Source organism: Allobosea sp. (assembly GCF_051860145.1).
Classification (GTDB): Bacteria; Pseudomonadota; Alphaproteobacteria; order Rhizobiales; family Beijerinckiaceae; genus Allobosea.
Map to the genome: position 1 here is coordinate 16,491 of NZ_JBHYEM010000002.1, position 24,486 is coordinate 40,976.

The 24,486-nt window shown below is 67.9% G+C and carries 23 protein-coding genes; 10 read left to right on the forward strand and 13 right to left on the reverse strand.

From position 1 onward, the window contains the following. Genes ACTIF2_RS03375 through ACTIF2_RS03415 form a run of 9 tightly spaced genes read right to left on the reverse strand, consistent with a single transcriptional unit; the run spans position 1 to position 9,449 of the window. Positions 1 to 426: a carboxymuconolactone decarboxylase family protein gene (locus tag ACTIF2_RS03375; protein WP_439495624.1), complete on the reverse strand. Its 426-nt coding sequence runs from the start codon at positions 424 to 426 to the stop codon at positions 1 to 3. Between the two features lie 35 nt (positions 427 to 461). Beyond that, the gene (locus ACTIF2_RS03380) at positions 462 to 2,456 is read right to left on the reverse strand and encodes an oxidoreductase (protein ID WP_439495625.1); all 1,995 of its coding nucleotides are present in this window, start codon (positions 2,454 to 2,456) and stop codon (positions 462 to 464) included. Next, positions 2,453 to 3,442: an oligopeptide/dipeptide ABC transporter ATP-binding protein gene (locus tag ACTIF2_RS03385; RefSeq protein WP_439495626.1), complete on the reverse strand. Its 990-nt coding sequence runs from the start codon at positions 3,440 to 3,442 to the stop codon at positions 2,453 to 2,455. The genes ACTIF2_RS03380 and ACTIF2_RS03385 overlap by 4 nt, the downstream gene beginning before the upstream one ends. Then, positions 3,435 to 4,421 carry an ABC transporter ATP-binding protein gene (locus ACTIF2_RS03390; RefSeq protein WP_439495627.1) on the reverse strand — a complete coding sequence of 329 codons (987 nt, stop codon included), beginning with the start codon at positions 4,419 to 4,421 and terminating at the stop codon, positions 3,435 to 3,437. Before ACTIF2_RS03390 ends, ACTIF2_RS03385 begins: the two co-directional genes overlap by 8 nt. Next, positions 4,418 to 5,311, reverse strand: a complete 894-nt coding sequence (locus ACTIF2_RS03395) for an ABC transporter permease (RefSeq protein ID WP_439495628.1) — start codon at positions 5,309 to 5,311, stop codon at positions 4,418 to 4,420. Before ACTIF2_RS03395 ends, ACTIF2_RS03390 begins: the two co-directional genes overlap by 4 nt. Continuing rightward, on the reverse strand, positions 5,308 to 6,327 hold the full coding sequence (locus ACTIF2_RS03400; RefSeq protein ID WP_439495629.1) for an ABC transporter permease: 1,020 nt from the start codon (positions 6,325 to 6,327) through the stop codon (positions 5,308 to 5,310). Before ACTIF2_RS03400 ends, ACTIF2_RS03395 begins: the two co-directional genes overlap by 4 nt. A 14-nt stretch (positions 6,328 to 6,341) precedes the next feature. Then, complete coding sequence (locus tag ACTIF2_RS03405; RefSeq protein ID WP_439495630.1) at positions 6,342 to 7,925, reverse strand: ABC transporter substrate-binding protein; 1,584 nt, start codon at positions 7,923 to 7,925, stop codon at positions 6,342 to 6,344. Positions 7,926 to 7,975: 50 nt separating this feature from the next. After that, entirely contained in the window at positions 7,976 to 8,695 is a 720-nt protein-coding gene (locus ACTIF2_RS03410; protein ID WP_439495631.1) for a DUF2848 family protein, read from the reverse strand. A 40-nt stretch (positions 8,696 to 8,735) separates the two neighbouring features. Next, positions 8,736 to 9,449, reverse strand: a complete 714-nt coding sequence (locus tag ACTIF2_RS03415; protein WP_439495632.1) for an SDR family NAD(P)-dependent oxidoreductase — start codon at positions 9,447 to 9,449, stop codon at positions 8,736 to 8,738. A 237-nt stretch (positions 9,450 to 9,686) separates the two neighbouring features. Between ACTIF2_RS03415 and ACTIF2_RS03420 the strand changes: the two genes are divergently transcribed. Further along, positions 9,687 to 10,505, forward strand: a complete 819-nt coding sequence (locus ACTIF2_RS03420; protein ID WP_439495633.1) for a GntR family transcriptional regulator — start codon at positions 9,687 to 9,689, stop codon at positions 10,503 to 10,505. Positions 10,506 to 10,631: 126 nt separating this feature from the next. On the opposite strand, the gene ACTIF2_RS03425 is transcribed toward ACTIF2_RS03420, so the two are convergent. After that, positions 10,632 to 10,844 (reverse strand): hypothetical protein, encoded by a 213-nt coding sequence (locus ACTIF2_RS03425; RefSeq protein ID WP_439495634.1) that lies wholly within the window; start codon positions 10,842 to 10,844, stop codon positions 10,632 to 10,634. 145 nt (positions 10,845 to 10,989) lie between these two features. Here ACTIF2_RS03425 and ACTIF2_RS03430 point away from each other — a divergent pair, with 145 nt between their 5' ends. Next, the gene (locus tag ACTIF2_RS03430) at positions 10,990 to 11,424 is read left to right on the forward strand and encodes an NUDIX hydrolase (protein ID WP_439495635.1); all 435 of its coding nucleotides are present in this window, start codon (positions 10,990 to 10,992) and stop codon (positions 11,422 to 11,424) included. Positions 11,425 to 11,433: 9 nt separating this feature from the next. Here the strand turns inward: ACTIF2_RS03430 and ACTIF2_RS03435 are convergent, their stop codons facing one another. Both ACTIF2_RS03435 and ACTIF2_RS03440 read right to left on the reverse strand, forming a co-directional pair. Continuing rightward, entirely contained in the window at positions 11,434 to 12,447 is a 1,014-nt protein-coding gene (locus ACTIF2_RS03435) for an inorganic phosphate transporter (protein WP_439495636.1), read from the reverse strand. Between the two features lie 12 nt (positions 12,448 to 12,459). Continuing rightward, entirely contained in the window at positions 12,460 to 13,104 is a 645-nt protein-coding gene (locus ACTIF2_RS03440; protein ID WP_439495637.1) for a DUF47 domain-containing protein, read from the reverse strand. 206 nt (positions 13,105 to 13,310) lie between these two features. Here ACTIF2_RS03440 and pepT point away from each other — a divergent pair, with 206 nt between their 5' ends. Beyond that, complete coding sequence (gene pepT / locus ACTIF2_RS03445) at positions 13,311 to 14,552, forward strand: peptidase T (protein WP_439495638.1); 1,242 nt, start codon at positions 13,311 to 13,313, stop codon at positions 14,550 to 14,552. Between the two features lie 21 nt (positions 14,553 to 14,573). Here the strand turns inward: pepT and ACTIF2_RS03450 are convergent, their stop codons facing one another. Next, positions 14,574 to 16,166, reverse strand: coding sequence for a gamma-glutamyltransferase family protein (locus ACTIF2_RS03450; RefSeq protein WP_439495639.1), 1,593 nt, complete (start codon positions 16,164 to 16,166; stop codon positions 14,574 to 14,576). Between the two features lie 112 nt (positions 16,167 to 16,278). Between ACTIF2_RS03450 and ACTIF2_RS03455 the strand changes: the two genes are divergently transcribed. From ACTIF2_RS03455 to ACTIF2_RS03485, 7 genes are all read left to right on the forward strand, one after another. Further along, positions 16,279 to 17,235 (forward strand): 2-hydroxyacid dehydrogenase, encoded by a 957-nt coding sequence (locus ACTIF2_RS03455; protein ID WP_439495640.1) that lies wholly within the window; start codon positions 16,279 to 16,281, stop codon positions 17,233 to 17,235. A 143-nt stretch (positions 17,236 to 17,378) separates the two neighbouring features. Then, positions 17,379 to 18,956, forward strand: a complete 1,578-nt coding sequence (locus tag ACTIF2_RS03460) for an ABC transporter substrate-binding protein (protein WP_439495641.1) — start codon at positions 17,379 to 17,381, stop codon at positions 18,954 to 18,956. A 22-nt stretch (positions 18,957 to 18,978) separates the two neighbouring features. Continuing rightward, the gene (locus tag ACTIF2_RS03465; RefSeq protein ID WP_439495642.1) at positions 18,979 to 19,923 is read left to right on the forward strand and encodes an ABC transporter permease; all 945 of its coding nucleotides are present in this window, start codon (positions 18,979 to 18,981) and stop codon (positions 19,921 to 19,923) included. After that, positions 19,916 to 20,803: an ABC transporter permease gene (locus ACTIF2_RS03470; RefSeq protein WP_439495643.1), complete on the forward strand. Its 888-nt coding sequence runs from the start codon at positions 19,916 to 19,918 to the stop codon at positions 20,801 to 20,803. Before ACTIF2_RS03465 ends, ACTIF2_RS03470 begins: the two co-directional genes overlap by 8 nt. A 13-nt stretch (positions 20,804 to 20,816) precedes the next feature. Then, a complete protein-coding gene (locus ACTIF2_RS03475) occupies positions 20,817 to 21,803 on the forward strand; it encodes a D-2-hydroxyacid dehydrogenase (RefSeq protein ID WP_439495644.1) in 987 nt (328 codons plus the stop codon). Between the two features lie 82 nt (positions 21,804 to 21,885). Continuing rightward, a complete protein-coding gene (locus tag ACTIF2_RS03480) occupies positions 21,886 to 22,920 on the forward strand; it encodes a succinylglutamate desuccinylase/aspartoacylase family protein (RefSeq protein WP_439495645.1) in 1,035 nt (344 codons plus the stop codon). Between the two features lie 77 nt (positions 22,921 to 22,997). Continuing rightward, entirely contained in the window at positions 22,998 to 24,482 is a 1,485-nt protein-coding gene (locus ACTIF2_RS03485) for a M81 family metallopeptidase (RefSeq protein ID WP_439495646.1), read from the forward strand. The last annotated feature ends 4 nt before the right edge of the window (positions 24,483 to 24,486 follow it).

Here is a 24,486-nt window from a genome sequence, read left to right on the forward strand (position 1 = left end):
CTAGGCGCCGCTCGTGGCCGCCCGGGCGATCTCGACCTTTTGCGGCACCAGGCCGTCGCCCTTTTCCATGTCCTGGAAGACGCGGCAGGCCGCCTCGAAGACGGGCATGCCGCAGGGCAAGGCGGCCATGAACGCGGCTTCACGCACCTCGTCCCAGGTCGCGCCGGCCTTCATCGCGCGCGCCGCGCTCCACTCGATGCCTTCGCGGTCGTTCTTGGCGGCGGTGGTGACCCCGACCATGACCAGGAAGCGGGTCTTCAGGTCGAGGGCGCGGCCCTCTTCCGGCCCGAAGATGACGAAGGATGCAAGGTCGCCATAACGACGGACGAATTCGGGATTGAGGTCGGCAAGAACCTCGTGCAGCGGCAGGGTGTAGCCGCGCACGCTGCGGATCTTGTCGAGTTCCTTTTGGCCTTCGGGGGTCATGGCGTGGGCTCCTGTGATCGAGGGGGTCGGGGTGTTCAGATTTCGCGGGCGACGCGTTCGCCCTCGCGTATCGCGTCGCTGACACGGCGTGGCGCCATGCAGTCGCCGATCATGCGCAGCTCCGGCACGAGGCCTTCGGCGCGCAGCGCCGTGAACAGGGCGTCATTGGCCTGCGAGCCGAGCACGAGCACGACCGCATCGGCCGGATGCTCGTGCTCTTCCTGGGTGAAGACGTCGCGCTCGGTCACGCTCGCCGCGCCGATCGAGGTGATCTCGCGGTCGCAGCGGAAGCTCACGCCCATGCGGCGCAGCCGGCCATAGACCTTGCCCCAGTCGCGGCTCGCCGCGAGGCCGGGCGCGGCCTGGCCAAGCGGCGTCACGAAAGCGACCTCGTGGCCGAGCCCGGCCAGGACATCGGCGACGACCACGCCCTGCCGCCCGCCGAGAGCGTCATAGACCACGACAGTCTTGCCGATCGGCGGCGGCGTATCCTGACCGAGCACCTCGGCCAGCGTCAGGACATGGAGTTGATCGGCGCCTGGCAATGTCTCGCCGGCCCAGCGCGCGGGCTTGAGTTGCGTCCAGCCATGCCGAAGCGGCGTCGAGCCCGTCGCGAGAACGGCCGTGTCGAACCCGCGCAGGTCGGCGGCCTCGACGCGCGTCTTGAGCCTGATCGCCGTTCCGGCAGCGTCGAGCTCGCGCGTCAGGTGGTCGAGGATGCCGCGCAGCTCGCGGCGGATCTCGGCGCGCGTGAACCAGGCCACCTGCCCGCCGAGCTGTTCCCTGGCTTCGAACAGGGTGACGTCGTGGCCGCGCCGCGACAATGTCGCCGCCGCCCGCATGCCGCCCGGACCGCCGCCGACCACGGCGACGCGCTTGCGCTCCGGCGCCGGCTTCAGCGTGCCCTCGCCGATCTCGCGCTCGGCCCCCGCGGCTGGGTTGTGGATGCAGGCGATGGGAGCCTGGGCGAAGATCGATTCCATGCACCAGTTCGCGCCGACGCAGGGGCGGACCTCGCGCTCGCGGCCCTCCTGCGCCTTGGCGGCCCAGGTCGGATCGGCGATCAGCGCGCGCGACAGGCCGATGAAATCGCAGGCGCCCTCGGCCAGGAACGCCTCGCCCTCGGCCGGCGTGACGATGCGCCCGACACCGACGACGGGCAGCCCGATCGCCTGCTTGACGATCCGCGTCGCCGGCAGCTGGAAGCCGTGCTCCTCCGGCGAGGTCGGATAGATCAGCATCCGGTTGAGATAGGTGCCGTGGCTGCAGGAGACGTAGTCGAGCTTGCCGGTCGCCTCGAGATGCCGGGCGATCTCGGCCCATTCATGAGGGCCCAGGCCGCCCTCCATGCGGTCGTCGGAATTGATCCGGATGCCGACGATCAGCTCCGGCCCGGTCTCGGCGCGCGTCGCGTCGATGATCTCCATGACGATGCGCAGCCGGTTCTCCAGGCTGCCGCCATAGGCATCCTCGCGGTGGTTCGTCGCCGGCGAGAGGAATTGGCCGAGCAGGTAGCCATGCGCCGTGCCATGGATTTCGACGCCGTCGAGGCCGCCCTCGCGGGCATAGCGCGCCGACAACCTGTAGCCCTCGACGAGCTCGGCGATCTCGTCCTGCGTCATCACATGCGGCATCTCGCGATAGACCGCGCAGGGGATCGCCGATGGGGCCCAGACCGGCAGGCCGTTGGCAACGGAATTAGTCTGGCGGCCGCGATGCCAGGGCTGCGCCAGGATCTTCACGCCATGGGCGTGCACGGCGTCCGCGATCTTGCGGTATTGCGCCACCATGCGCGGGTCGAAGGCGAAGGCCTTGCCCTTGTAGGGCTGTGTCGTCGGATGCGCGGCCATCGCCTCCATGGTGATGACGCCGACGCCGCCCTTCGCGCGCTCGACGTAATAGGCGATGTGCTCGTCGGTGAAGAGGTGGTCCTTGACCAGCAGCGTCGCGTGGGCGGTCATCCAGATCCGGTTCTTCGCCACCTGGCGCCCGAGCCGGCACGGTTCGAAGAGATGCTTGAACGCGGTCACGATGCAGTCCTCCCGGTGAAGGCGCCGATCTGATTGGTCGCGTCGCGGACGCGCACGCAGGCTGCGAGCTGGCCGCTCGGCGTCGGCAGGAGATCCGGCGGGCGGGCGCGGCAATCCTCGCGCACCAGCGGGCAGCGCGAGACGAACGGGCAGCCGGGCGGCATGTCGATGGGGCTCGGAATCTCGCCCGCGAGCATGATGCGCCTGCGCTGCTCGCGTGGATCGGAGGAGAGATGGGCCGAGAGCAGCGCCTGCGTGTAGGGGTGCTGGGGCGTCGCGAAGATGTCGCCGCTGGCGCCGACCTCGGCGACGCGGCCGAGATAAAGCACCAGCACGCGGTCGCTGATCAGCCGGACGGTGCCGAGATCATGGCTGATGAAGATCATGGCGAGGCCGAGCTCGCGCTTCAGCTCCAACAGCAATTCGAGGATGCCGGCGCGTACCGACAGGTCGAGCGAGCTCGTTGGCTCGTCGAGCACGAGCAGGCGCGGGCCGCTCGCCAGGGCGCGGGCGATGCAGACCCGCTGGAGCTGCCCGCCGGAAAGATCGGCCGGCAGCCGTCCGAGCAGGGCGTCCGACAGGCGCACGCGCTGCGCCAGCTCGCTGACGCGGCGGCGGCGCGCCGCGGCATCGAGATCGGTATGGAGCTTCAACGGCTCCTCGATCAGGTAGCCGACGCTGAGCCTGGGATTGAGCGAGGCCCACGGGTCTTGAAAGACCATCTGCAGGTCGGAGCGCAGCTTGCGCATGTCGTGCGGCGGGAGCCGGCTGAGATCGCGGCCCTCGAACAGGATGCGGCCCTCCGACACCTCGACGAGCCGCGTCACCAGCCGCCCGAGCGTCGATTTGCCCGACCCGCTTTCGCCGACGATGCCGAGGATTTCGCCGGGCTCGACCGACAGGCTGACCGTATTGACGGCCCGCACGGCCTGCGCGCCATGGCCGAAGCGCTTCGAGACGGCATCGACGGTGAGAAGCTCAGCCATGGACAGCCACCCGCACGACATGGTGGCAATGCACATCGCGCGCAGGGCCCAGCGCTATGCGCGGCGGCGGCTCTTCGCAGGACGCATCCGCGAAGGCGCAGCGCTGCTTGTAGACGCAGCCCGGCGGCAGGGCGAACAGGTCCGGCGGCGCGCCGGCCGGCGGGGCGCGATGGCCCTGCGCGATGCGCTCCGGCGTCGCGGCGATCAGCGCGCGCGTATAGGGGTGGGCCGGCGACACCAGGACGTCGCCGACCGGGCCGCTCTCGACGATCGTGCCGGCGAACATCACCGCGACCCGGTCGCAATATTGCGCGACGACGCCGAGATCATGGGTGATCACCAGGAGCCCCATGCCCTTGTCCTGAACCAGGCGGCGCAGCAGGTCGAGGATCTGGGTCTGGACCGTCACGTCGAGGCCGGTCGTCGGCTCGTCGGCGATCAGCAGCAGCGGGTCGTTGGCGAGCGCCATCGCGATCAGCACGCGCTGCGCCATGCCGCCGGAGAGCTCGTGCGGCCAGGCCCTCGCGCGCCGCTCGGGATCGGGGATGCCGACCGAGTCGAGCAGCGCGACCGCCCGCCGCCGCGCCGCCGCCTTGTCGATGCGGCCATGGGCGCGCTGGACGCGGGCGATCTGGTCGCCGATGCGGCAGAGCGGATCGAGCGAGGTCTTGGGGCTCTGCACGACGAGCGCCATCGCCGCGCCGCGCAAGCTGTTGAGCTGGTCGTCACTGAGCGCGGCCAAATCCTGCCCATTGAGCATGATCTGGCCGCCGAGCCGCCGGGCCGGCGCCCGCAGCAGGCCCATGATCGCCTGGGCGGTCAGCGACTTGCCGGCGCCGGTCTCGCCGACGAGCCCGAGGATCTCGCCGCGCGCGAGGGCGAAGGTGACGCCGTTCAGCGCCCGCGCCTCACGGCTGCGGCCGAGCGCGTCCTCGTCGACGAAGCGGACATCGAGATCGGCGACGCTGAGCAGGCTCATGACGCCTTGCCCTTCCGGCGCGGGTCGAGCCAGTCCTGCACCGCATCGCCCGACATGTTGAAGCCGAGCACCAGGAGCACTAGCGCGACGCCGGGAAAGAGAGCGACCCACCAATCGCCCGTCACCATCTGCTCGGCGCCCTGGCGGATCATGGCGCCCCATTCCGGCGTCGGCGGCTGCACGCCGACACCGACGAAGGCGAGCGTCGCGCTGACCCGGATCGCCCAGGCGAGGCGCACCGCGCTCTGGGCCAGCGCGCCCTTGATCGCGTTGGGCAGGATATGGATGAACAGGATGCGCCGCATCGGGTTGCCGGCCGCGACCGCCGCCTCGACGAAGCCGCTCGAGCGCAGCGTCAGCACCTCGGCCCGCACCACGCGCACGAAGATCGGCGCATCGACCAGCCCGATCACGAAGACGATCTTGGCCAGCGAGTTGCCGGTCGCCGCAACGATGGCGAGCGCCAGGATGATCGAGGGGAAGATGCGCAGCGCGTCGGTCGTGCGCAGGATCGCCTCGTCCAGGATGCCGCCGCGATAGCCGGCGACGAGTCCGAGCGGCACACCGATGCCGATCGCGATCAGCACGGCGGGGACCGCGATGCCGAAGGCGAGCCGGCTGCCATGGACGATGCGGCTGAACACGTCCATGCCGGCGCTGTCGGTGCCGAGCCAGAACTGCCAGGACGGCGGCTTCAGCACCTCGTAGGGATTGGCCTGGAGCGGGTCGTGCGGGGCGATCAGCGGCGCGAAGATCGCGAGCAGGGCGAAGAACAGCACCAGCCCGGCGCCGATGGCGGCCGTCGGCGAGCGCCGCGCCAGAGCCCGCAGCCTGAGGCCGAGGGAGGCAACGCGGCCGGGCTCGATCGTCTGGGCGGAAATCTCGCTCATGCCGTCTGCGCCCGCGGTTCGAGCATCAGCACCAGCACGTCGACGATCAGGAAGATCACCAGCGAGAACAGCGTGACATAGAGCACATAGCCCTGGACGGCGGTGAAATCGCCCTGGATGATCGCCGAGAGGCCGTATTGCCCGGCCCCGCCCCAGGCGAAGACCAGCTCGATCAGCGAGGAGGTGCCGACAAGGCCGGCGAGCTCGGTGCCGATGAAGGTCACCAGCGGAACCATGCTGTTGCGCAGGGTGATGCGCTTCATCATCGCCGGCGGCAGGCCCGAGGCTTTCGCATAGCGCACGAAATCGCTGCTCAGGACGTCGAGTGCGATCGCACGCGTCTGCTTGATGATCGGCGCGGCCGAGACGATCGCGAGGCAGAGCACGGGCAGCACGAGCTGCGTCAGCGCCGACCAGAATGCCTCGCTATCGGCCGCGAGCAGCGCGTCGATCACGTAGCTGCCGGTCACGACCGGTGGCGGGACCACCATCATGCTGATCCGCCCCATTGGTGCCGGAGCCCAGCCGAGCAGGTAGAAGAACAGGAAGATCGCGATCAGCCCGAGCCAGTAGGTCGGGATCGAGAAGCCGAGCAGCGAGAGGAAGCGGCTGACATGGTCGAAGCGGCCATTGGCATGCGTCGCGGCATGAAGCCCGGCCGGGATGCCGACGAGCGCGCCGAGCCCGACCCCGAGCAGCAGCAGCTCCAGCGTCGCCGGGATGCGGCTGAGCAGGTCGCCGAGCACCGGCCGGCTGTTCAGCCAGGACGTGCCGAGATCGAGGCTCAGCACCTTTCCGGCATAGATCACGAATTGCACGGGCAGCGGCTTGTCGAGGCCGAGCTCGGTCCTGATCTCGTCGAGCTGCTGGGCGCTCGCCGTCGGCCCGCCGAGCAAGGCGACGGGCTCCTGCCCGCTGAGCCGGACCAGCACGAAGGCGAACAGCATCACCCCGAACAGGATCGGCACCATCACCAGCAGGCGGCGCAGGACGAAAAGCGCAACCGTCATCGGCATCGCGGACGCGGCCCTCAGCTTTTTTCGACGCGCAGGTCGACCCAGCGCTCGTGCAGGTCGGGCTGCCAGACCCAGCCGCGGATATTGGGCGCCATCGCCTCGAAGGAGCCGGGATAGAGCGTCATCAGCCAGGTCGCGTCGGTGGTGTGGATGCGCTGTGCTTGCCTGATCATTTCGATGCGCTTGTCCGGATCGGTTTCGATGCGAGCCTTGTCGACGAGCGCATCGAATTCCGGGTTCTTGTAGTCGTTGCGGTTGGAGGCGCCCTGCGAATGGGCGTTGAGATAGAGCGCATAGACGCCGTCCAGCACGATCGGGTTGTCGAGGAAGGTGAAGAAGGGCAGGTCGCGCCGGTTCGGCGCCGTCCTGGCGCGCATGTCGGCATCGGTGATCTGCTTCAGCTCCAGCGTCACGCCGACCTTCTGGAACTGGCTGCGCAGCTGGATCGCCAGTGGCTCCTCCCACCAGAAGATCTGCGAATACTCGACCGGGATCGTCAGACCGCTGGCATGGCCTGCCTCGGCCAGCAGCGCCTTCGCCTTGTCGAGGTCGGTCCCGTACACCCAGGCGCTGCCGTCATGGCCTTCGATGGCCGGCGGCACGATCGATTTCGCCTGCGTGCCGAGTCCCTCGAAGACCGACTGGTTGAGCGCCTCGTAATCGGTGGCGTAGAGCAGGGCCTGGCGCAGCTTGCGGTCCTTGAACGGCCCGAGATTCATGTTCATGCGCACGGAAGCGTGGCCGGTGCCCTCCTCGCCCTCGACGCGCACCCGCTTGTCGCGCTGCAGCTCGACGATCTGGCGCTGAGTCAGCTCTTCGGTCCAGTGCGCCTGGCCGGCGCGCATCAGGGCGAGCCGGTTCGCGGCGGACGGCACCTCGCGATAGATCACGCGCTCGAAGAACGGCTTTCCAGCGAAATAGTTCGGGTTCGCCACGAACACGGCGTCGGAGCCCGGTCGCAGCTGCTGCAGGTGATAGGGGCCGAAGCCGGCGGTGTTCTGATCCAGCCATTTCAGGGCCCAGGGGTCCTCAGCCGTGGCATGCTGCTTGGCGACCTTCGAATCGTAGAGGCTCGGCGTGTAGAGCGTCAGCGCGCGCAGGAAGAGCAGGCTCGGATCGCTGAGCGTGAACTTGACCTCGTGGCTCGAGACCGCCTCGACCTTGGTCACCGAGGAGACGCGCGCGATGAAGGCTCCAGTGCGGTTCTGGGCGAGCGACTTGTTCCAGCCCCAGACCACGTCCTCCGCCGTCAGCTCGTTGCCGAAGAAGCTCTTCACGCCCTGGCGCAGCTTGAAGACATAGCTCTTGCCGTCCGGCGAGACGGTCCAGCTCTCCGCCAGATGCGGCTCGACCTTGGCGCCGATGATGCGGACGCGGCCGTCGCTGCCGGGCGCGCGGGCATAGCGCGTCAGGCCCTCATAGACCTGGACGACGACATTCTGCGTGTTGGGCTTCAGCGCATCGCCGTCGAGGCCGCCGGGCGTGCGCGTCGCGGCGACGACGAGCGTCGTGGCCGATTGGGCGGAGGCTGGGCGCAGGATGGCCGGCGAGGCGATCGCGGCGCCGGAGAGCTTGGCGAAGGAACGGCGTGTCAGCATCGGGGTAACTCCCATCGAAGGAGAGGTTCGGGCGGCTGGCGGCGTCGGGCTTAGAGCCTCTTCTCCAGAGGCACGCGAAAATCGGGCCGGATCTCGTCCATCAGATTGACCACGTCATAGCCGTGGCGGATCGCCTCGCCGCCGGGCTGCGCCATCTCGATCTCCCAGCGCCGGCCGAAGCCGATCGTCTTGTCGAGCGCCACGATCGTGCCGCCGAAGACACAGAAATCGCGCTCCGGCAGGTCGATGACGCGCTCCTTCAGCACCGCCAGCATCGCCTCGGGCGAGAGAAAGGCCTCGGTCAGGCATTCCTGATAGAGCCGGCCGTCGACCCAGGAGCGCATGCTGAATCCGTCCCAGCGGTCCTTGACGTCCGACCAGCGCCAGAGCCGCGGCGCCAGCACATTGGCGCAGGCCTGCTTGCTCCAGACGATGCTGGTCCGCTCGAGCGCCCGGTCGGTATGGTCGCTGCCGACACCGACATAGATGTCGTCGGTCACGACGATGACGATCTCGACCTCGCCTGACGTCTCCTCGCCTTGCACCGTGATGGAGGAGGCAGTGGTGACGATCTCGGCGCCGAGCGGGTAGATCCGCGGGGCCGGGATGTCGAAGGCGATCGCGATGCCGATCTGCTTGACCTCCTCCTGATGCGCCAGGGCCGTCTCTGCCTTGCGCGTCGCGGAGCCGAGATTGTAGCAGCGCTTCAGCGCGAGCTGCGCCCGGCGCACCCGCCCCGCCTCCACCAGATCGACCGCCAGCTCCGTCATTCCGTCCTCCCCAATTCCGGTTGCCGGCTGAAGCGCGCGGCTAGTCCATCCTGATCCCGCCATTCACCGGCATGACGACGCCGGTGAGATAGGAGGCCGCCGGCGACAGCAGGAACGTGATCGCCGCGGCGACCTCCTCGGCCGTGCCATGGCGCTGCAGCGGAACCGTCCTGTCATAGGCCGCCTTGCGCTCGGCCGGGTGGCCCGCCGTCATTGGCGTGACGATCGCACCCGGCGAAACGCAGTTGACGGTGATGCCCCGCGGCGCGAGTTCCTGCGCCATCGATTTGGTCAGCGCCTCGACGCCGGCCTTGGAGGCGGCATAGGCCGCGCCGGTGATGACGCCACCGGTGCGGGCCGCGAGCGAGCTCATGGTGACGATGCGCCCGCCATCGACCAGCCATTCGCGCGCAGCCCTGCAGCACAGGAAGGTGCCGGTCAGGTTGATGCCCAGCACCTCGTGCCAGCGTGCCAGCGTGAGCCCCGCGAGCTTGCCGGTATCGACGACGCCGGACGCGACGACGAGCCCGGTCAGAGCCGGAGCCATGCCTCTCGCCTTGGCGAATGCCGCCGCGACGTTGGCCTCGTCGGAGATGTCGACCTTCAGGGCGGTCGCGCCGGTCTCGGCTGCCACGGCCCGCAGGCCGGCCTCGTCCCGGTCCATCACGATCACCTCGGCGGCCGGACGCAACGCGCTCGTCACGGCGCGCCCGATCCCGCCGGCACCGCCGACAATGCAATAGACCGGCCTCATGCCGGGAGCCTGCGGAGCGGAAGGGGGTGGCGCGTCGCGTTCATCTGTCCTATTAATGAGACAGGTTTCGCCGCCTTGCAAGCCCGATCTGCAACAGGCAATACAGCCCGGCCGACGCGGGTGGCCGGAGAATCTCGGAGGGAGCCGTGCAGCGCCCCGTCTGCAGCTATGGAACCGCTTATTCTCAACGCCTCAGGGCAGGATTCATGCGCGCGGCCACCAAAGGGCTCGAGGGCGATGGCCAATAGAAGCCGGACGGGCCTGCCCCCGCAGATGCAGCTCTCGCCGATGACGCCGCTCTATCACCGCGTCTACACGACCTTGCGCCAACAGCTCGTCGATGGCCTGTTCGAAGCCGGCCAGCCGCTGCCCAGCGAGCCGAAGCTCGCCAGGTTCCATTCGGTCGGGCGCGTCACCTTGCGCCGCGCGCTGCAGCAGCTCGAGGCGGAGGGGCTGATCCTGCGCCGCCCGGGCGCCGGCACCTTTCCGGCCCGGCCGAAGGCCAGGCGCAAGCGCCACGAGAACCTGCATGGCTGGCTCGGCCCCGTCGTCGCCGTCGCCGACGGCACGAGCGTCAAGGACCTGACCTTCGAGACGGTCCAGGCTCCGCCGGAGGCCGCCGAGGCGCTGGAGCTCAAGCCGGGCGAGAAGCTCCTGCGCATCCAGCGCATGCGGCTCAAGCACGGCGAGCCGGTGATCTTCGCGACGATCTACATCCCGCCGGAGCATGCCGGCCTGTTCAGCCGCGAGACGATGGACCAGCGCACGACCACAGAAGTGCTCGAGCAATCGGGGGTGCCGCTGACGATCGTCGACCAGTCGCTCTCGGCGCGCACCTGCGACGGGCCGGTGGCCGAGGCGCTCGGGCTCTCGATCGGCACCGCCTTGATCTTCGTGAAGCGAACCTTGCGCGACGACCAGGGCAGACCGGTCGAATATTTCGAATCCTATTACCGGCCGGACCGCTACGAGTATCGCCAGCGCCTGTCGCGCACCGGCAAGGGCGCCTCGGCGGGGGATGGCTGGTCGAGCTTCGACGCCGAGAGCCAGGACTGACCCTCAGGACGGGGCGCGGGCAACGGCGCCTCGATCGGCGCCGGCGGATCACCCTGAAGCGGTTTCCCTATGCGGCCTCGAAAGCGGCCCTGAGGGCGATCACGCAGGGCGGCTCACACCAGCGAACTAAACGGATTTGGTCCGGACCTCAGAATCCTGGATCGCCGCGATGTGACGCGTCAGCCGTGCGACCTCGCGGTCGGCGGCGAGGAACTCGCGTGTATCGCCCATGGCGCCGGGTCCCGGACCAAGCGCGTGCCGCGCACGCAGCACGGCCGCACCCAATTCCGCATAGAGGATGCGCAAATTCTCCACGCCCTTGGGATTCGACTCGCTCATGCTGTGCAAATGCCATGGGAACTGTCGCACTGCACCGTCATAAGACACAGTCTCGGCAAACCCGCTGTGGGTTGGCCGCTCTCCGGACATTGATTTGCCGGCTTCATAATATACGCTCCGACGGCACTGGAGAGTTGATGATTCGATGAAGAAGGCGAAGCCGCTATCGGGCAAGCCGCGGGCGCAGATCGCGGCGCTGCCGCTGCGTCGTTCGCCGTCCGGAGAGCCAGAGGTCCTTCTCGTCACGACGCGCACCACCGGTCGGTGGATCGTCCCGAAAGGCTGGCGCATCAAGGGCAAGAAGGGTCACGAGGCGGCCGCGATCGAAGCCCGCGAGGAGGCGGGCGTCGTCGGCAAGGTCCACAGGAAACCCGTGGGGCGCTATCTCTACTGGAAGCGGATGGCGGATCATTTCACCCTGTGCAAGGTGACGGTCTATCTTCTCGACGTCGAGGAGCGCCTCGATCTCTGGGCGGAGCACGACCAGCGCAAGTCGCATTGGTTCAGCCTCGCCGACGCCGCGGAGCTCGTCGAGGAACCGGGGCTGAAGAACCTGCTGCGCTCGCTGAAACTTTCCTAGCGCCGCAATTCAGCGCCCCGTCAGGAACGCGGCCGACAGGGCATAGGCGATCGCCGAGATGAGGCCGGCCATCGGCATTGTCACGATCCACGCGAAGACGATGCCGCGCGCCACGCCCCAGCGCACCGCGGTCACTCGCCGGGCGGCGCCGACGCCGATGATCGCGCCGGTGATCGTATGCGTCGTCGAGACCGGGATGCCGAGATAGGTCGCCATGAACAGCGTGATGGCGCCGCCCGTCTCGGCACAGAACCCCTGCTGCGGCGACAGGCGGGTGATCTTCGAGCCCATCGTGTGGACGATGCGCCAGCCGCCACAAAGCGTCCCGAGCGCCATCGCCGCCTGGCACGAGATCACCACCCAGAACGGCACGGAGAAGGTGTCGCCCAGCGCGCCATGCGAGAACAGCAGCACGGCGATGATGCCCATCGTCTTCTGCGCGTCGTTGGCGCCGTGGCCGAGCGAGTAGAGCGAGGCCGAGACGAACTGGAGGCTCCGGAAGGTGCTGTCGACCTTCATCGGGGCGGCACGCAGGAAGGTCCAGGAGACGATCAGCACGAGCAGCAGCGCCAGCGCGAAGCCGATCGCCGGCGACATGAAGATCGCCACGAAGGTCTTTCCGAGCCCCCACCAGACGATCGACGAGAACCCGGCCTTGCTGAGGCCGGCCCCGACCAACCCGCCGATCAGCGCATGCGACGAGCTCGACGGGATGCCGGCGATCCAGGTCACGACGTTCCAGACGATCGCGCCGGTCAGCGCGCCGAAGATGACGCGGTCATCGACGATCGCGGCCTGGACGATGCCGGACCCCACCGTCTGGGCGACATGCAGGCCGAAGAACAGGAAGGCGATGAAGTTGAAGAAGGCCGCCCAGAACACCGCCCATTGCGGCGCCAGGACCCGGGTCGAGACGATGGTGGCGATGGAATTGGCGGCGTCGTGCAGGCCGTTCAGGAAGTCGAACAGCAATGCGACGGCGATCAGGAAGATCAGGGCGGGGGCGACGCTGGCCAGATCCACGGGAGGCGCCGCTCAGAGATGTTCGAGGACGATGCGGCTGACGCGCTTGGCGACGTCCTCGAAACGATCGACCACCTTCTCGAGATGATCGTAGATCTCGGCGCCGATGATGAAGGCCATCGCGTCAGAGCCCTGCTGCGCCTTGTAGAGCGCCTTCAGGCCCTGGTCGTGCAATTCGTCCGACCGTTCCTCGATCGCGCCGATCTCCTTGGCGAGAGCGCCGATCGAGACCGCGTGCTTCTTGATGTCCCGAAGCATCGGCAGCAGCACGGCGACACGCTCGGATGCCTGGACGATCACCGCGCCCAGCTCCGTCATATGCGGCGCGAAGCTCTCGACCTCGAACAGCGTGATCGTCTTGACGGTCTTCTGCATCTGGTCGATCGCATCGTCCATCGAGCCGATCAGCTCCTCGATGTCGCCGCGGTCGAACGGGGTGATGAAGGTGCGCCCGACTTCCAGCATCACCTGGCCGGCGATCGCGTCGGCGCGGTTCTCCTGGTCGATCACCTCGGCGCAGCCCTCCCGCAGAGGCAGCGTGCCGGCGAGCAGGCCATTGAGGGCGGCCGCGCCGGCGACCAGCGTGACGGCGTGGCTCTCGAACAGGTCGAAGAACTTCGCTTCCTTCGGAAGCAGCTTCTGAAACCAGCCGAGCATCGCAGCGTCGCTTTCGTCATCGAACCGTCACAAATGGCGTAGGCGCTTGCGATTTGGCTGTAAAGCAGCGTCGGCGCGCGGCCGCTGTCGGCCCGAAGCGAGGCTTTCGGGCAGCCCGACCGGCGAACGCGGCTTGCGCTCGCGCTCGCCCGCGGGCTCCTCTATGCCGGGGCAGCGACGCCGCAACGGGACCCGACGGAGGACGGATGAGCATTCGCGAGCAGCTGATCGAGCGGTTCTTCCGCTATCTGGCGATCGAGAGCCAGAGCGACACCAAGGCGACATCGCTGCCGAGCACGCCGGGCCAGCAGCGCCTTGCGGAATTGCTGGCGCAGGAGTTGCGCGATCTCGGCCTCGACAATGTCGTCCTCGACGATCACGCCACCGTCACAGCCCTGAAGCCGGCGACCCGTCCGGACGCGCCGAAAATCGGCTTCATCGCGCATCTCGACACGTTCGACGCCGGCCTCTCCGGAATCATCCGGCCCCAGATCCTGCGCTTCGAGGGCGACGACCTCTGCCTGAACCGGCAGGAGGACATCTGGCTGCGCGTGGCGGAGCATCCCGAGATCCGGCCCTGGACCGGCGCGGACATCATCCTCGGTGACGGCACGAGCGTGCTCGGTGCCGACAACAAGGCCGCGATCACTGTCATCATGACGCTGCTCGCCAATCTCGGCCCCGATGACGCGCATGGCGACATCCTGGTCGCTTTCGTTCCGGACGAGGAGATCGGCCTGCGTGGCGCGAAAGCCCTCGACCTCACGCGCTTCGACTGCGATTTCGCCTATACGATCGATTGCTGCGAGCTCGGCGAGGTCGTGATCGAGAATTTCAACGCCGCGGCGGGCGAGATCGTCTTCACCGGGGTCAGCGCCCACCCGATGTCGGCGAAGGGTGTGCTGGTGAACCCATTGCTGATGGCGCATGATTTCATCAGCGAGTTCGACCGCGCCGAGACGCCTGAGAACACCGCCGGCCGCGAGGGCTATTTCTGGTTCAACGACATCGTCGCCAATGCCGGCGAGGCGCGCCTGAAGGTGCTGATCCGCGACTTCGACAAGGAGCGGTTCGACTGGCGCAAGCGGCGGCTCAGTGAGGTCGCCGCGCTGATCGCCGCGCGCTATCCGAAGGGGCGCGTCGACTGCAAGGTGAGCGACACCTATGGCAACATCTCCGACAGCCTGGGCGAGGATCGCCGCTCGGTCGATCTGCTCTTCGCGGCGCTGGCGGCGCTGCAGATCGAGCCGAAGCTGATCCCGATGCGCGGCGGGACCGACGGCGCGGCGCTGTCCGCCCGAGGCCTGCCGACGCCGAATTTCTTCACCGGCGCCTATAATTTCCATTCGCGCTTCGAGTTCCTGCCCGTCCCCGCCTTCGAGAGATCATGGGAGGTCGCGCGCATGATCTGCACCCTGGCGGCGCAACCGACCAATCGACCCGACTGAGCGATGTGCAACCCTGCCTGCCTATAATCCGAGGGCCAGGCCGTCGCGGCGGTTGTCCGAACCCGCGACATAGCCGTCGGCGAGCCGGTGGATCGCCTGCGCGCAGCCGAAGGCGAAGGAATCGCCCGGGCTTTCGCGGCGGATATCATGACCCAGCCCCCGGAGCCGTTCGATCGCGGCGTCATGCATCCCCCATTCCACGGCGATCTCGCGCCCCGCGATGATGCGCCAGCGCGGCGCGTCGATGGCGGCTTGCGGGTTCTGCCCATGCAGCAGCATCCGCTGCACGAGCTGCACATGGGCCTGAGGCTGCATCGGCCCGCCGACCACACCGAAGCTCATTGCCGGCTCTGCGCCCCGCATCAGGAAGCCGGGAATGATCGTGTGAAACGGGCGCTTGCGCGGGCCGACGCAATTGGGGTGGTCGGGATCGAGGCTGAAGCCCGAGCCTCGGTTCTGCAGATGGATTCCCGTCCCCGGCACGACCACGCCGGAGCCGAAGCCGCCATAGTTCGACTGGATCAGCGAGACCATCATGCCCGACGCATCCGCCGCGGTGACGTAAATCGTGCCACCGGGCTTCGGCAGGCCGGCCTGCGGGATATTCGCCCTGTTGCGGTCGATCAGCGCCGCACGCCGCGCCAGATAGGCCTTGTCGAGCATCGCCTCGGGCGGCATCCGCATCGCCTCCCGATCCGCGACGAAGCGGTAGACGTCCGCGAAGCTCAGCTTCATCGCCTCGATCTGGAGATGCATGGCCTGCGCCCCGTCGGGGTCGAGCTCCGCGATCTCGGTATGCTGCAGGATGCCGAGCGCGATGAGCGCGGCGATGCCCTGGCCGTTGGGCGGCAATTCATGCAGATCGGCGCCATGGACCGCGGTCGAGAGCGTGCCGCACCAGTCGGCTGCATGTGCGGCCAGGTCGGCCCGGCTCAGCGCGGCTCCATGCGCCGCCGCTGCCGCTGCGATCCGCTCGGCCAGTTCGCCGCGATAGAACGCCTCGCCCTTGGTTGCGGCGATGGCCTCCAGGCTGCCGGCCTGCGCGGGGTTGCGGAAGATTTCGCCGGCTTTCGGAGCTCGCCCACCGGGCATGAAGGTTTCGCGAAAGCCCGGCTGATCGGCCAGTTGCGCAGCTCCGGCGGCCCATGCTCTGGCGATGGTCGGCGAGACCGGGAAACCGTCTCGCGCATAGCCGATGGCAGGCCCGGCCAAGGCCTCGAACGCCAGCCGCCCGAAACGCTCGGAAAGCGCGGCCCAGGTCGAGACCGCACCGGGCACCGTGACGCTCTCCCACCCTGTCGCAGGCATCTCGGCGAGCCCAGCGAAACGAGTGGACGTCCATCCGGCGGGCGAGCGCCCGGAGCCGTTGAGGCCATGCAGTGCCTTGCCGTCCCAGATAATGGCAAAGGCATCACTGCCGAGGCCGTTGGCGGTCGGCTCGACCACCGTCAGGGTCATCGCTGCCGCGAGCGCAGCATCGACCGCGTTCCCGCCCCTGAGCAGCATCGACATTCCGGCCTGCGCGGCGAGCGGCTGCGAGGTGGCGACGATGTTGCGGGCAAGGACCGGCACCCGGTGCACGGGATAAGGCTGCGCATAGGAGAATTCTGTCATGCCAGCTTTCGACGGGCTTCCCCGCTCCGCTCCGAGGGCGCTATACAAGCCTATGATTGTATACGATCATACACAAATCAATCGTACGTTGCCGAACTGAAGAGGACGCGGAATGAGCAAGCCGGATCTGCTGGTGATCGGGGGCCGCCCCGAATGGTACATGGACCGGCTGAGCGAAGACTTCACCGTCCATCGCATCGCCAATGACGACCCCTCCGGACTGGATCCCGCCCTTGCCGAGCGGATCGAGGCCGTGACCTCCGCCGGGATCGTCGGCAGGCGCCTGATCGACGCCTTGCCGCGCCTTGGCCTGGTCGCCAATGGCGGTGCCGGCTACGAGAAGGTCGATGTCGAGGCCCTGCGCGAGCGCGGCATCGCCCTGACCAATACGCCGGGCGTGACCGATGGCTGCGTCGCCGACATGGCCTTCGCGCTGCTTCTCGCCGTCGCCCGGCACGTCACGCGCGGCGATCGTTTCGTGCGGGCCGGCCTCTGGCCGAGCAACGACTACCCGCTGGTCCCGCGCCTCCATGGCCGGCCCATCGGCATTCTCGGGCTGGGCAATATCGGGCTCGCCATCGCCCGCCGCGCGAGCGGCTTCGACATGCCGGTCTTCTATCACAACCGCCGGGCCCGCCCGGACCTGCCCTATACCTACTGCCCCAGCCCACGGGCGCTGGCCGAACGCGTCGACTTCCTCATCGTCGCCTGCCCTGGCGGCGCCGAGACGCGCCACCTCATCGATGCCTCCGTGCTCGAGGCGCTTGGGCCCAGCGGCATCGTCGTCAATATCGCGCGTGGGCCGATCATCGACGAGCAGGCGCTGGCGGCCGCCTTGCGCGACGGCCGGATCATGGGCGCCGGTCTCGACGTCTTCGAGAACGAGCCCCAGGTCCCCGATGCGCTGCTGAAAGCCGAGAACGCGGTGCTGATGCCGCATCGCGGCGGCGGCACGCACGAGACCTGGCAGGATGCCTGCGATCTCGTGAAGGCCAATATCCTCAGCTACTTCCGCGGCGAACCCTTGCCCACTCCGGTGCTGGCCGGAAAGCCCCGCAGCCGGGACTGACTCCGCCCGAGGCGGCCCACGGCGCGCGCTCCGCCCGGTGCGTCGCCGTGTCCAGGCGGGCCGAAGTTGACTCGCTGGATAATCGTATACAATCATACGACGACGCAAACGCCGCCATAAGGCGCGAGGGGAAGGAACAAGCCATGCCGAACCTGACACGACGCGAGATCCTCGCCGCCGCCTCGGCCGGCATTGCAGCCGGCGCGGCCGGACTTCCGGGCAACCTTGCGGCGCAGACGGCCAGCCAGCCGAAGAAGGGCGGCAGCATCACCGTCGCCATGAGCGCGGCCACGGAAACGGTCGATCCGCATTTCTCGCGCTCGCAGGTCGCCCGCAATGTGCTCATGCATATGTGCGAGACGCTGGTCACCATCGACGAGCGCGGCTCGCCGCAGCTCCAGCTCGCCGAAAAGCTCGACGTCTCGCCCGACTGGCGCAGCTTCACCTTCGCCCTGCGCAAGGGCGTGCCGTTCCACAACGGCAAGGAAATGACCGCCGAGGACGCCAAGCGCTCGCTCGAGCGCTACGCCAAGGTCAGCCCCGAGCGCTCGCGCCTCGCCAATGTCGACCGCATCACCACGCCGGACAAGCACACGCTCGTCGTCGAGATGAAATCGGCGATGCCGAGCTGGATCGAGCTGATCAAGTCGCCGGCCTCGCCGATGACGATCATTCCCGCCGAGGAATGCGACAAGGAGGCCAACAAGGCCGCGCCGATCTCGACCGGCCCGTTCTCCTTCGTCGACTGGGACGGCGTCACCAGGCTGCGCGGCCGCCGCTTCGCAGACTACGCTCCGAACACGGCCTATCCCGGCCGCGACGGCTATGGCGGCCGCCGGACCGCGCATCTCGACGAGATCACCTTCGCCGTGGTCTCCGAGGCGAGCGGGCGCATCGCCGGTTTGCAGAGCGGCCAGTTCGACATCCTCGACGAAGTCCCGGTCAAGGCCGCGGCGCGCCTCGGCCAGGACAGCCGCTTCAAGATCTACGAGCAGAGCAAGCGCGGCATCAACATCGTGCCGGTCAATGTCCAGCGGAGCCCCACCGACAAGCTCCTGGTCCGGCAGGCCATCCAGGTCGCGCTCGACCATGAGGAGATCATGACGATCGCCGCCGAGGGCGCCTTCGAGCTCAATCCGTCCCTGGTCTACAAGGACAGCGAGTTCTACCCGGCCAAGGCGGGTGAGCTCGTCTACAACCGCAAGGACGGCGCCCGCGCCAAGGCCCTGCTCAAGGAAGCCGGCTATGGCGGCGAGGAGCTCGTCATCCTGACCAGCGGCGACCTGCCCTCGCTCCAGGAGGTCGCGGTGGTGATGTCGGAGCAGCTCAAGGCGGCCGGCATGAAGACGCGCCTCGACGTGCTCGACTGGCCGGGCGCCAATGCCCGCCGCAACGATCCGACCACGCACAACCTGTTCAGCACCTCCTACGCCATCCAGCCGCTGCTCGGCCCGTTCCAGTACCAGCGGCTGATCTCGGGCAGCAGCAACTGGTCCTTCTACAAGGACGACCAGGAGATGGAGTCGGCCTGGCAGCGCCTTCTCGCCGCGACCTCGAAGGAGGATCAGAAGACAGCCTGGCAGGACATCGAGCTGCGCCTCAACGGGCAGGTCCACCAGATCAAGATGGGTGATCGCAACCTCAAGCAGGCGACGAAGGCATCGGTGACGAATTTCGCGCCCTTCGACGGAATCCGGCTCTGGGACATCTGGCAGGCATGATGCCACCAGCCGAAACGATCTGATGCTGGCTTATCTCTCGAGGCGGCTGCTTGGCGCGATCCCGGTCCTGATCCTGGTCAGCCTGCTCGCCTTCGGCCTCATCCACATCATCCCCGGCGACGCCGCGCAGGTGATCGCCGGGCCCGACGCGACGCTCGACCAGATCGCCTCGATCCGGTCCAGCCTCGGCCTCGATCGGCCGCTGCCCGAACAGCTATTGGTCTGGCTGGCGAACCTGTCCCGGCTCGACCTCGGCATGTCCTACATGCTCGGACGCAGCGTCGCCCAGGCCATCGCCGAGCGTTTTCCGGTCACGCTGCTGCTGACGCTCTATTCGCTCGTGCTGACGGTGCCGCTCGGCATCCTCGCGGGGCTGATCGCCGCCTATCACCACAACCGCTGGGCCGACACGGCGATGATGACGATCGCCCTGCTCGGCGTCTCGATGCCGACCTTCTGGCTCAGCATCATGGCGATCCTGCTCTTCTCGGTCGAGCTCGGCTGGCTTCCCGCCGGCGGCTATGTCCCGCTCAGCGAAAGCGTGCTCGGCTGCCTGCGCTCCCTGACGCTGCCGGCGCTGGCGCTGGCCGTCTTCCAGATCGGCATGCTCGCCCGCATGACGCGGGCGACGACGCTCGAGGTCCTGCGCCAGGACTATGTGCGCACCGCCCGCGCCAAGGGCGTCGGCGAACGGACGGTGGTCGGCCGGCACGCCTTCACCAATGTGCTGATCCCGGTCGTCACGGTCATCGGCATCATCGTCAATGTCGCGCTCTCCGGCACGGTCATCATCGAGGAGATCTTCTCCCTGCCGGGCCTGGGACGGCTCGTGGTCCAGGGCATCCTGCGCCGTGACTATCCCGTCATCCAGGGCTCGCTGCTGGTCGTCGCTTTGCTGATGGTGATCGTCAACCTGCTCGTCGACCTGCTCTATGCCTATCTCGACCCGCGGGTGAAGAATGACTGACCCCGTGACGTTCGACATGACCGAGCAGGCCAAGTCCGGCCAGAGCCCCGGTCGCCTCGCGCTGCGGCGCCTGCTCGGTCACAAGGGGCTGGTGATCGGCGCCACGATCATGGCGGTGGTCATATTGATGGCTATTGCCGGGCCGTTCCTGTTCGCCGGCGATCCCGTGCAGGTGAGCTTCCGGACCCGCTTCCTAGAGCCGTCGTGGCAGCACTGGTTCGGCACCGACCATTACGGCCGCGACATCTTCATCCGCGTCGTGCATGGCAGCCACCTGTCGCTGTTCATCGGGATCGCGGTGGTCGTCGTCGCCGGCATCGGCGGCACGCTGATCGGCTCGCTCGCCGGCTATTTCCGCAGCCTCGACGGCGTCCTGATGCGGGTCATGGACGCGCTGATGGCCTTTCCATCGCTGATGCTCGCGATCGGCATCGCCGCCGCGCTCGGCAGCGGCGTGACGAATGTGGTGATCGCCCTCTCGGTCGCCTACATGCCGCGAACGGCGCGGATCGTCCGCGCCGCCGTGATGACCTTGCGCGACACCGAATATGTCGAGGCGGCCCGGGTCTGCGGCGCCGGGCATTTGCGCATCCTGCTGCGCCATATCCTGCCCAACAGCATGGCGCCGCTGATCATCGACCTGACCTTCATCTTCGCCTATGCCGTCCTCGCCGATGCGGCGCTGAGCTTCCTCGGCGTGGGGCCGCCGCCGCCGACGCCGAGCTGGGGCAACATCATTGCAGACGGCAGGGATTATGTGGTCGATGCGCCATGGATCACGATCTTCCCCGGAATGGTCATCGGACTGACCGTGCTGGGCCTGAACCTGTTCGGCGACGGGCTGCGCGACGTGCTCGATCCGCGCCTGAAATCGACATGACCGAGAGACTGCCATGACTGACGGCCGCAAGCTGCGCGTGCATATCGAGAACGCCCCCGCGGCGCCCGAGGCGCTCCGGCTGACGCCCGCCCGCCTGGACGCGGCGCTGGCCGAACGGGGCGGCCTCGCGCAGCGGATCGCCGCAAGCTTCAACGACGATCCCGCGCGCTTCGCGGCGACGGCGGGCGATGCCGAAATCGTCTTCGCCGCCCGCAAGCTCGACGCGTTCGGATCGGTGCCGGAACTGAAATGGGTCCAGAGCGTCTCGGCCGGCGTCGAGGCGATGCTTCCCTATCTGCCGCCACAGGTCACGCTGACCAATGCCAGCGGCGTGCATGGCGACAAGGGGGCCGAGTTCATCCTCGCATCCGTACTGATGCTGAACTACCGGATCCCGCATTTCGTCACCGACCAGCAGCAGCGCCGCTGGCAGCCGGTCTATGGCGGCACGGTCGCCGGCAAGACCGCGACCTTGCTCGGCATCGGCGCGATCGGCCTTCCCGCCGCCCGGTTGTTGAAATCCCTCGGTGTCCGGACGCAGGCGATCAGCCGCTCCGGCGGCGAGCGCGAGCATGTCGATGTCTCGGCCAGCTTCGCCGACATGGACGCGCTGCTGCCGCAGACCGATTTCCTGATCTCGTCTGCGCCCCTCACCCAGGAGACGCGGGGGCTGGTCGACCGCCGCCGCCTCGATCTGCTGCCGAGCCATGCCGGCATCGTCATCGTCGGCCGCGCCAGGGTGTTCGATTGCGACGCGCTGGTCGCCAAGCTGCAGGACGGTTCGCTCGGCGGCGCAGTGCTCGACGTCTTTCCGACCGAGCCGCTGCCGCCCGAGGATCCGATCTGGTCGACGCCGAACCTGATCATGACGCCGCATTGCAGCGTCGACGATCACGGCGTCTACCTCGAGCGCTGCCTGGACATCTTCCTCGATAATCTGGCGCGTTACCTGGACGGGCGCCCCTTGCAGAACGTGGTCGATCGCGCCCGCGGCTATTAGGGGGCGCAAGCTCACGCAGGGCCTTGACCGCCCATTTTTCGTATACAATCATACATTATAAAGAGAATGGCTGGAGGAGACAATGGCGGCGGCTGCGAGCAGGATCAGGTGCGACCTCGATTTCGACCGGGCCGGCAAGCAGTCCGGCTATGCAAGGGCGCCACTCTCGCGCAACACCTCCGGCTGGGGCACGATCGAGATCCCGGTCGTGACCGTGAAGAACGGCTCCGGACCCACGGTCCTGCTCACCGGCGGCGTCCATGGCGACGAATATGAGGGTCAGGTCGCGATCTCGCGCTTTGCCCGCGAGATCGACCCGGCCGCGGTCCAGGGCCGCATCATCATGCTGCCGGCGGTGAACATTCCCGCCGTGATGAACGACACCCGGCTCTCGCCGGTCGACAACCGCGACCTCAACCGCTGCTTTCCGGGGGACGCGAAGGGCACCTTCTCCGAGATGCTCGCGCATTTCCTCGACAGCGTCATCCTGCCGATGGTCGATGTCTCGCTCGACCTCCACACCGCCGGCCATTCGATGGAATCGGCACTGTCGACGAACATGCATTACTTGCCCGATGCCGCCGCTCGCGCGCGCACCATGGCCGCCGCGGCGGCGTTCGGCGCCCCCTATAATGTCGTGTTCTGGGGCGTCGACGAGGGCGCGACCCTGACCTCCTCGGTCGAACGCCGCGGCATCCTCTCGCTCGGCACCGAGCTCGGCGGCTGGGGCCGCGTCAATGTCGAGGGCGTCCGCATCGGCGAGCGCGGCGTCCGCAATGTACTCAGGCATCTCGGCGTGCTCGAAGGCGCGCCGGACACCGGCCAGCGCGACGGCGGCGCGGGCACGCGGCACATGATGGTCCGCGACCCCGAATGCTATTCCTTCGCGCCCTCCGCGGGCCTGTTCGAGCCAAAACATCTTGTGAGCGAGGCGGTGACGGAAGGGCAGACCGCCGGCTTCCTGCATTTCGTCGAGGATATCGACCGCGCCCCCATCGAGATCCGCTACCGCCGCTCGGGCGTGCTCTGGATGGCGGCCGGCCCCGGCCGCGTCCAGCGCGGCGACGTCGCAGCCGTGGTGATGAGCGATTACGACGACGGAATCGCGGCAGGCTGAAGCGATGCCCCCAGATCATCGACCCCTCCAGCCATCGCATCGCGTCGGCCTGGAACCACGCAGAAGGCGCCGCAATCATGCCGAAAAGAATCCTGATCGCCGAGTGCATGCAGGAGATTTCCTCCTTCAACCCGCTGCCCTCCGGCTATGAGAATTTCAGCGTCCAGCGCGGCGAGGAGCTGCTGAGCCAGCGCGGTCTGAACACCTCGGTCGCCGGCGCCCTCTCGGTCTTCGACGCCAGGGATGTAGAGGTGGTGCCCACCTACAGCGCCAAGGCGAACAGCGCCGGGCCGCTCTCCGGCAAGGGCTGGGAGCGGCTGTCGCGCGAGTTCCTCGCCGCGGTCGAGGCCAGGCTCGGCGAGATCGACGGCATCTACATCTCGTTCCATGGCGCGATGGGCGCGGAGACGGAGCTCGATCCAGAGGGGCACCTCCTCGCCGAGGTCCGGCGCATGGTCGGGCCGACGATGCCGATCGTCATCTCGCTCGACCTGCACGGCATCCTGACCGACCGGATGCTGCGCCAGATCAACGGGCTCGCGATCTACCACACCTACCCGCATGTCGATTTCGCCGATACCGGCGAGCGCGCCGCGAGATTGCTGCTGCGGCTGATCGAGGAGGACATCAAGCCGGTCATCGCCCGCGTCGTGATGCCCGCTCTGGTTCGCGGCGACGAACTCATCACCAAGAGCGGCTGCTATGGCGACCTGATCCGCGAATGCCAGCGGATCGAGCGGGACGGCACCGCGCTCGCCGCCGGCATCATGATCGGCAACCCTTTTACCGACGTGCCCGAACTCTGCAGCCAGGTCCTGATCATGACCGACGCCGCGCCGGATATCGCGACCCGCGAGGCCATCCGCCTCGCGCAGGAGTTCTGGCCGCAGCGCTTCCGTATGCAGGGCAAGCTGATCCCGCTCGACCGCGCGATCGCGCAGGCCGGGACGATCGACGGGCCGGTGATCTTCACCGATGCGGCCGACGCGACCTCGTCCGGCGCCACCGGCGATTCGAACGCGATCATCAAGGCGCTGCGGGAGGCCGGCTACGGCAAGCGCGTCCTCGCCCAGATCGTCGACCAGGGTGCGGCGCAGGCCGCCCATCGCGCCGGCGTCGGGGCTACCATCGAGGTTTCGCTGGGCGGCGCCATCGACACGCGCCGCTTCAAGCCGATGCAGGTGCGGGCGCGCGTGGCGCTGCTCTCGGACGGCGAGGCCCGCCTCGAGACGATGAAGGCCGGGCTCCATGCCGGGCCGACCGCGGTCCTCACCTTCGACAATTTCACCGTCGTGGTCTTCAGCCACACGATCAGCCTGTTCGACCGGGCGATGTACTATGCCAACGGCCTCGACCCGCAGGATTTCGACCTGATCGTGGTGAAATCGCCCCATACCGAGCATCACATGTACGATGCCTGGGTCGAGAAGAACTTCAATATCGACGCGCCGGGCGCCACCTCCGCCGACCTGAAGAGCCTCGGCCACACGATCTGCGCGCGGCCCGTCTTCCCGCTCGACGAGGGCGTCACGTTCTCGCCGCGCCCGCAGCTCTATCCCTGACACG